Below are 1,113 nucleotides of genomic sequence, written 5' to 3' on the forward strand. Positions count from 1 at the left end.
ACAACAAGACACTCGCACTGCCAACGTGTACGCGGTGTTCAGGAACACCAGCCGCTACCCCGGCACGACCTCACGCCAATCACGCACCAGGTCGTTAGCGAGCCGGGTTGGGCGGGTTTCGGTGCTCTGGCTGGGCAGGCCGCCTTCGGGGCGGATGTGCCGGAAGTCGCAACGGACACGGGCGGGGGTGAGCTTGTCCGGTGGGACGGGTCTCTCCCAGGGGCGACGGCGGTCCGCTGCTAGTGGGCGAGCGCGACGGAGTTTGGTGTAGGCGGCGAGGATCAGCCAGGTCCATCGGTCCGCTGCCTCTGGTGTGTGGATCTTCGGGGAGTCCAGCCGAGGGTCTGCTTGAACAGGCGGAATGTGTGCTCGATGTCGAAGCGCCGCAGGCATGCCTGTCAAAGGCTGTCGGCGTCCGCCGGGGTGGCGTCGACGCCGGACCACCACAGCCAGACCGGCTTGGGGATGGCTTCGCTGGGCAGGTGGTCGATGTCCAGGCGGATCACCGTTCCTTCAACGATCTGGAGGGTGCCGTCGGCTGCGGCCCAGGAGGAGCGGTGGGTGTCAGCTTGGGGTGGAGCCGGTTCCAGGAGGGCGGTGGCTGTGCCGTAGAGGCGGGTGGCGGTGATGGTTTCGGTGTCCGGGGTGCCCCAGGTGGCGGGCTGCCCGGCGAGGAACTCGCCTCCATGCCGGGGCGGGCGGCCCATTGTGTGGGGTTGCCGGGGCGGGGCAGGGGCTTGCACCCGGTCCAGGTGGTCCATTGGAGTTCCAGTTCCGCCCCGACCGAAGGTCGCCCAACCACTCGTCGACCATCTGCGGCGTCCAGGACCACAGGAAGGCATCAGCGTGCGGAGCGAACGCCTTCACCGTCTTCTCCCACCCCCACCCCCGCGGCCCGGCATACCCTGCACACGCCAGCAAGAGGCACCACCACTGCACAGACACGACCGTCGAACACGTCCGAGCGATCAGCTCGCTCATGCATGAGGACCCAGGCGAATCCGTCGACGGATGTGAGTGAACCTCTTTCATCCTGCCCCGCGGTGGGAAATGACCTGGTGGGCAGGGGCGTGACAGGACGGGACCCCTCGTCGTTGGCGTGGTGATCTCACT

1 pseudogene is annotated in these 1,113 nt (G+C 67.6%); it reads right to left on the reverse strand.

The features are described from left to right. Window positions 1–101: 101 nt before the first annotated feature. A pseudogene (locus ACF08N_RS38130) lies at window positions 102–731 on the reverse strand (transposase); the annotation flags it as partial. Window positions 732–1,113: the final 382 nt, after the last annotated feature.

The organism is Streptomyces sp. NPDC015127 (genome assembly GCF_043080095.1).
Classification (GTDB): domain Bacteria; phylum Actinomycetota; class Actinomycetes; order Streptomycetales; family Streptomycetaceae; genus Streptomyces.